7 protein-coding genes are annotated in these 6,921 nt (G+C 61.7%); all 7 read right to left on the bottom strand.

Annotated elements, in window-relative coordinates:
* A partial coding sequence (locus tag RBR25_RS17295) for an FAD/NAD(P)-binding protein (RefSeq protein WP_432820788.1) occupies positions 1 to 749 on the bottom strand: 749 nt, incomplete at its 3' end.
* 80 nt (positions 750 to 829) lie between these two features.
* Entirely contained in the window at positions 830 to 1,837 is a 1,008-nt protein-coding gene (locus RBR25_RS17290; protein ID WP_432820789.1) for a 4Fe-4S dicluster domain-containing protein, read from the bottom strand.
* 49 nt (positions 1,838 to 1,886) lie between these two features.
* Complete coding sequence (locus tag RBR25_RS17285; protein WP_432820787.1) at positions 1,887 to 2,834, bottom strand: Fe-S oxidoreductase; 948 nt, start codon at positions 2,832 to 2,834, stop codon at positions 1,887 to 1,889.
* An 87-nt stretch (positions 2,835 to 2,921) separates the two neighbouring features.
* Complete coding sequence (locus RBR25_RS17280; protein WP_432820786.1) at positions 2,922 to 3,425, bottom strand: hydrogenase iron-sulfur subunit; 504 nt, start codon at positions 3,423 to 3,425, stop codon at positions 2,922 to 2,924.
* Between the two features lie 110 nt (positions 3,426 to 3,535).
* Positions 3,536 to 5,533 (bottom strand): 4Fe-4S binding protein, encoded by a 1,998-nt coding sequence (locus RBR25_RS17275; protein ID WP_432820785.1) that lies wholly within the window; start codon positions 5,531 to 5,533, stop codon positions 3,536 to 3,538.
* Positions 5,534 to 5,630: 97 nt separating this feature from the next.
* Positions 5,631 to 6,521 (bottom strand): CoB--CoM heterodisulfide reductase iron-sulfur subunit B family protein, encoded by an 891-nt coding sequence (locus RBR25_RS17270; RefSeq protein ID WP_432820784.1) that lies wholly within the window; start codon positions 6,519 to 6,521, stop codon positions 5,631 to 5,633.
* Positions 6,518 to 6,921 (bottom strand): 4Fe-4S dicluster domain-containing protein (locus RBR25_RS17265; RefSeq protein WP_432820783.1); only part of this gene is annotated, 404 nt, incomplete at its 5' end. The genes RBR25_RS17265 and RBR25_RS17270, both read right to left, overlap by 4 nt.

Raw genomic sequence — 6,921 nt, 5'->3', positions numbered from 1 at the left:
CCGAGGCCGCATTTCATGCGGTTTTCCAGGGTGGTGTAGATGGCGTCGTCGGCGAAGCCGAGGCGCTCCAGCACCGGCAGGGTGAACTTGATCATGATCGGCGGGCCGCAAACCAGGGCGATGGTGTTTTGCGCGGCGGGGGCCGCCTCTTCCAGTACCGTCGGCACGAAGCCGACCTTACCGTCCCATTCCGGCCCGTTGCCGCCGGGATCGACGGTCTTCACCAGGCGCACGTCGGCGCGCTGTTGCCATTCCGCCAGTTCCCGTTTGTAGACCAGATCCGCTTCGCTCTTCGCACCGTAGACGATGGTGATGTCGCCGAAGTTCTCCCGTTGATCGAGGCAGTTCCAGATCAGGGTGCGCAGGGGGGGCAGGGCGATACCGCCGGCGACGAAGACCAGGTTCTTGCCGTAAAACTCCTCGATGGGGAAGGAGTTGCCGTAGGGGCCGCGCACGCCGATGGTATCCCCTACCTCCAGCCGCCGCAGCGCCTCGGTGACCCGCCCGGCGGCGCGGAAGCAGCATTCGATGGCGCCGATGCGGGTCGGCGACGAGGCGATGCAGAAGGTCGCCTCGCCGTAACCGAAGGCTGAATATTCGGCGAACTGGCCGGAGCGGAAGGTAAAGCTGTCCCGCACCCGCTCATCCTGAAAGACCAGACGAAAGGTGCGCACATCGGGAGTCTCGTCGATGATCGACTCAATGACGGCGAGACAGGGCTTGTAGATGTTCTTGTCGGGAAAATGCATGTCGTGAGGTCCGAGGTACGAGGACCGAGAACCGAGGATAAGCTTTTCCTGCTTTTCCTCGAACCTCGTTCCTCGCACCTTTATCCTTGAGTGTTAATGTCTTCCAGCACCGCCACGAGATCGATGCCGACCGGGCAGGCGCGGATGCAGCGGCCGCAGCCGGTGCACAAGGTGCGCCCGAATTTGTCGTGATAGTACTTGAACTTGTGCATGACCCGGTTGCGGAAGCGGTCAGCCTGGGTATTGCGGGGATTATGGCTGGAGGCGTGCAGGGTGAACTTGCTGAAGCCGCAGGCATCCCAGAATTTGCGTCGGCAGCCCGCGGCTTCGCTTCCCTCGTCGACGATGTCGAAGCAATGGCAGGTCGGGCAAAGAAAGGCGCAGGTGCCGCAGCCGACGCAGTGGGAGGCGATCTCTCCCCAGAAGGGGCTTTCAAAGTGGCCGTCCAGCCAGGTCTTGATCTTTGCCAGGTCCACTTTTGCCGCGCGGGGTTCCGCCAGGGGGAGAGGACGCCCGGTTTCACCTTGGACAAACAGTTCAGGGTGGCGTTCCAGCAGGGCCGCCCCCTTGTCGGTCAAGGCTTCGGCGGCGTAGCTGTCCCCTTCCAGGGGAGTGAGGAAAAGATCGGAGCCTTGCCGGCTGTCGGGGGAAAGGCCGACCGCCGTGCAGAAACAGGCGTCGTCGGCCTTGGTGCAGGCGATGCCGACGATGGTCGTCTTGCGCCGCCGTTCGAGAAAGAAATCGTCCTGATAGTCCCAGGAAAAGACCGCGTCGAGGATCCCCGGCGCCGCCGCGTCGCAGGGGCGGGCACCGATCAGCACCGTAGCCGGCAGGCGGGAGAGGTCGGGAGAACGGACGCTGGTACTTGCCCCTTGCCGTTCGAAGCTCAGAATTTCCTCGGCGGGCGGAAGGAAGGTTTCCTTGGCCGAGCGGCGCGGCAATTCGCTGAGATCCAGCTCCTCGCCTTTGGCCAGGGGCGCATAGAGGCACAGGCTGTCGACCCGTTTTGGGCCGACCACCCGGATGTTCGCAGCGATGAGGGCATCGATGAGAGCCTGAAGGTTTTGTGCGGTGATGGTTCTGGGCATGATGGTGTCGTCCCGGCGATAAGAGTGCAGCATGCTGCACTCTTACGGATTATTTGATGAACGATTCGTCGTCGTCTTCTTGGTAACTGGTCAGCGGTCCCTTTTCCTGGGGACTCAGACCCGCCTCGTAATCGAAGCGTTCCTTCAATTCCTCGGCCATCTTGCGGTTGAGCAGGTTGAGAGGGATATCCATGGGGCAGGCCCGTTCGCACTCGGCGCAACCGGCGCAGCGCCCCGCCAGGTGCATGGCGCGGACGATGTGCCAGCTCAGATTGCCCGCGGGGCGCACCGAGTTTTCCACCGTCTGGGGCCGATTGCGGTCACAGAGGCATTGCGTGCAGAAGCAGAAAGGGCAGACCTGGCGGCAGGCGAGGCAGCGGATGCAGCGGGAGAACTGCTCCTTCCAGAAGGCCCAGCGTTCCGCCGGGGTCAGGGCTTCCAGCCGGGCCAGTTCCTCGGCCTCGACGGGGGCGAGTTGCGGCAGCATCGGCAGGGTTCCCGCCATAAAGTCGACCTCTTTGGGCAGGTGCACGGTGCATTCCCGACATTTTTTCGCGATGGTCGCTTCGCTCAGCGGCAGGCTTTGATCGACATTGGCGGCGAAGACCCCGGCGCAGGCGATGCCGATGATATGAAGGTTTTCGCGCCGGATCTGCGACTCCCCCAAAAGTCCGGCCAAGGCGCGCAGGTCGCAGCCTTTGACGACAATCGCCAGTTTTCCCTTGGGCACCGCATCCTGCTTGGGTTTGGTCAGATAGACGCTGAGATTGTTGCGGCAGGCGGGGGAGAAGATCAGTTCGCCGGCCCGTTCCGGTGTGGTGATGACCGCCGGCAGGGCGGACCCGGCGCGGCGCCCGGCGACGTAGCCGATGACGGCGGCGACACGGCCATCGGTCAGCAGCCGCGCCGCCTCGGCGCGGATCGCCTCGGTCACGGCAGCATAATAGGTTTCATCCACCAGCGGGGCCGAATCAAGATTCTGTGCGGTTTGGTTCATTGCGTCAGGCCTTGGTCGGGGCGAATCTTGGTTCGCCCGTTTGTTTATCGATGTGTCCGGATTCCGGGCAGGCACAGGGGCCTGCTCCTACGGGATGGCGTTGTACACCGCCTGCAATTCTGGGGTGTTCACGTGCGCTGACCAGTGTTCTTCCATGTCCAGTTCCCGAAATTCCCGCATCGGCCCCATGGCCCGTACCCGTTCGGTCAGTTCGGTCACCACCTCCACCCATTTGCCCCCCTCTGCCGCCGAGACCCAGGAAAACTGGATGCGGTTGAGGTCGACGCCGACGAAATCGAGCAGGGCGCGGAAGGCGGTGAAGCGCCGGCGGGCGTGGAAATTGCCGGCCATGTAGTGGCAGTCGCCGGGATGGCAACCGGAAACCAGCACCCCGTCGGCCCCCTTCTGGAAGGCGCGCAGGATGAAGACCGGGTCGATGCGGCCGGTGCAGGGAAACTTGACCACCCGTACATTGGGCGGGTACTGCATGCGGCTGGTCCCCGCCAGGTCGGCCCCGGCGTAGGTGCACCAGGTGCAGACGAAGGCGACGATTTTCGGTTCGAAGGCGTGATGGTGTTTTTCGGTATGCATGAGAAAACCTTTTTAGGGACACGAATCAAATCTGATTTTCACGGATTTGCAAATGTAGATGGGGTTTGCCTTATCCGTGTTCATCCATGAAATCCGTGTCCTGATGATTTTTACAGCGCTTCGATCTGCGCTATGATCTGCTCGTCCGTATACCCATCGAGTTCGACGGATTTGGACGGGCAGGTGGCCTGGCAGGTGCCGCAACCGGCGCAGACGCCGGGATTGACCCAGGCCACTGTCTTGAGCAGGTTGCCCTGGCGGTCGCGGAGTTCTTTTTCTTCCACGGCACCGTAGGGGCAGACCTTCTTGCAGGCAAGGCAGCCGACGCATAAGTGTTCGTTGACGGTGGCGACGATCGGCTCCCGCTCCAGTTGTTCCTTTGAAAAGAGGGTCAGCACTTTGGCCGCCGCCGCGCTGGCTTGGCTGACGCTGTCGGGGATGTCCTTCGGCCCCTGACAGGCTCCGGCCAGGTAGATGCCGGCAGTGGCGCACTCCACCGGGCGCAGTTTGGCGTGGGCCTCGGAATAGAAGTGGTACTGATCGTAAGAAATCCCCAGCTTCTGGGCAAGCAGGTCGGCTCCCTCACGGGGCTGCACCGCCGTGGCCAGCACCACCAGATCGGCCTCGATCTCCACCTGGATGCCGACGGCGATGTCGCTCCCCATCACCACCACCTTGTCCCCCTTCTGGTAGAGGCGGCTGACCATGCCGCGAATGTAGACCGCTTCTTCCTGCTCGATGGAGCGCCGCCAGAATTCGTCGTAGCCCTTGCCCGGGGTGCGGGCATCCATGAAGAAGACGTAGGCCTGGCCGTCATGCACCTTGTGCTTGTAGAGCATGGTGTGCTTGGCGGTGTACATACAGCAGATTTTCGAGCAGTAGGAAATCCCCTTCTCCCGCGCGCGGGAGCCGACGCACTGGATGAAGACCACGGCCTTTGGTTCCTTGCCGTCGGAGGGGCGCAGGATTTTCCCGCCGGTGGGGCCGGAAGCCGAGGCCAGGCGTTCGAAGGTGAGGCCGTCGATGACGTCGGGTATCTTGCCGTGGCCGAACTCGCCGTAGCCCTTGATCGGCGAGCCCTTGGGCTTTTCGGAAATGTCGTAGAGTTTGAACCCGGTGGCGACAATGATGGCCCCGACCGACTCGACGATGAATTCATCCTGCTGGGTATAGTCGATGGCGCCGGGGCCGCAGACCTTGGCGCAGACCCCGCACTTGCCGGACTGGAACCAGGTGCAGTTTTCCCGATCGATCACCGGGGTGTTGGGTACCGCCTGGGGGAAGGGGACATAGATGGCCGACCGTGTTCCCAGGTTGCGGTCGAAGGCGTTGGGAATCTTCTTCTGCGGGCATTTGCTCACGCAGACGCCGCAGCCGGTGCATTTGCTCATGTCCACGGAGCGCGCCTTTTTGCGGATCTTCACCGCGAAATTGCCGATGTAGCCGTCCACCTGCTCGATTTCCGAATAAGTGTGCAGGGTGATGTTGGGATGGTTGGCGACGTCGACCATCTTCGGGGTCAGAATGCACTGGGAGCAGTCGAGGGTCGGGAAGGTTTCGGACAGCTGGGCCATGTGCCCGCCGATGGAGGGTTCCCGCTCCACCAGTACGACCTGATGGCCGCAGTCGGCAATGTCGAGCGCCGCCTGGATGCCGGCGATGCCGCCGCCGATGACCAGGGCGCGCTTGGTGACCGGCACGGTGATCGGTGCCAGCTGCTTGTTGCGCCTGACCCGCTCCACCAGCATGGTGGCGATGTCGATGGCCTTGGCGGTGGCTTCCTCCCGATCCTCATGGACCCAAGAGCAATGCTCGCGGATGTTGGCCATTTCGCAGAGGTAGGGATTTAAGCCCACCGACTGGACCGCCTTGCGGAAGGTCTTTTCGTGCATGCGCGGCGAGCAGGCGGCGACGACAACGCCATCGAGGTTGTGTTCGACCACCGCTTTCTTCAGCAGGGTCTGACCGGGGTCGGAACACATGTATTTGTAGTCGGTGGCGTAAGCGACGCCGAAGAGGCCGCGAGCCGCCTCGGCCACCCGTTCCACGTCGACGGTTCGGGAGATGTTCTCGCCGCAATGGCAAACAAAAACGCCGATTCGAGACATAGGGAAAACCTTTTGGGGCTTAAAGACTGAAGGCTGAAGGCTGAAGGAAAAGACGATAGATTCTCCCTTCAGTCTTCGGACTTCAGTCTTCAGCCTCCTACAGTAAGTTCTTTTTCTTCAACAGCGGCAACGGGTCGACGATCATGCTGTCGAGGCCGAGGCGGGTGGACGGTACACCGGCGGCCAGGCCGAGCAACTGGGTCATGTAGAAGATCGGCAGGGCAAAGCGGCGGCCCGTGACCTCCTCGATTTCCTGCTGACGCATGTCGAGATTGCCGTGGCATAGAGGGCAAGCGACCATGACACAGTCGGCCCCGGCTTCCCGGGCCGAGGCGAGGATGTCGCCGGCGAGCTTGATGACCACGCCGGGGCGCGACAGAGTGAAGTTGGCGCCGCAACACTCCAGGCGATGGGTCCATTCCACCGTTTCGGCACCGACGGCACCGATCACCCGTTCCATAATGGTTGGCGCTTCGACGCAGTCCAGCTCCGGGACCCCCGGCGGCCGGGTCAGCAGACAGCCGTAGTAGCAGGCGACTTTCAGACCGGTCAGCGGTTTTTTTACCGCCGCCGCCAGTTGCTCCAAGCCGAAATCCTCGGCGAGAATCTCCAGCAGATGCTTGATCGGTTTGCTCTTGTCGAAGGGGCTTTCGATGGCATATTCGACCTGACGACGCTTCTCTTCATCCTCCCCCAGACGATGCTGGGCGGTCTTCAGGCGGGAGAAGCAGGAAGCGCAGGCCACCGCTACGTCCCCCTCGACCTGTTCGGCGAGGACCAGGTTCTTGGCGCAGAGGGCGAGGGAAAGGAGCTCATCCACATTGTGGGCGGGGGTGGCACCGCAGCAACACCAATCCGGCACTTCCTTCAGACCGATCTTCAAGACCCGGAAGAGTTCCCGGGTCGACTCGTCGTATTCCTTGGCCGAGGCGTGCAGCGAACAGCCAGGGTAGTAGGAATAGCTCAATACAGGTTTGCCCGGAGTCACAGCGCCTCTCCTTTCTCGCGCAGTTCCTCAATGCGCTGGAAGATCTTTTCGATCTCTTTGATGTTCTTGTTCTTATGATGAAACATTTTGAGTTTGCCTTTGCTTAACAGTTTTGGGCCGAGCATGAAATCCTTGAGCAACTTGCCGCTCTGCAGATTGAAGACCGCCGCCAAGCGCAACTCATACTGACGGCCATAGGTGCGGATGTTATCCAGAAAGATTCTATTGGCCAGCTGAACCAAAGACTCCTTGGAAGTCCCCTGGGCATCCCAAGAGCACTTGCGCAGAGCATCCATGATCGCCGCCAAGTCAACATTGTTAGGGCAGCGGGCGGTGCAGGTTTCGCAGGAGACACAATACCAGATGGAGCGTCCGGCCAGCACCCGCTCGTACTGCCCCA

Source organism: Trichloromonas sp., from assembly GCF_034006665.1.
Taxonomy (GTDB): Bacteria; Desulfobacterota; Desulfuromonadia; order Desulfuromonadales; family Trichloromonadaceae; genus Trichloromonas.
This window is presented reverse-complemented; position numbering and strand designations above follow the sequence as displayed.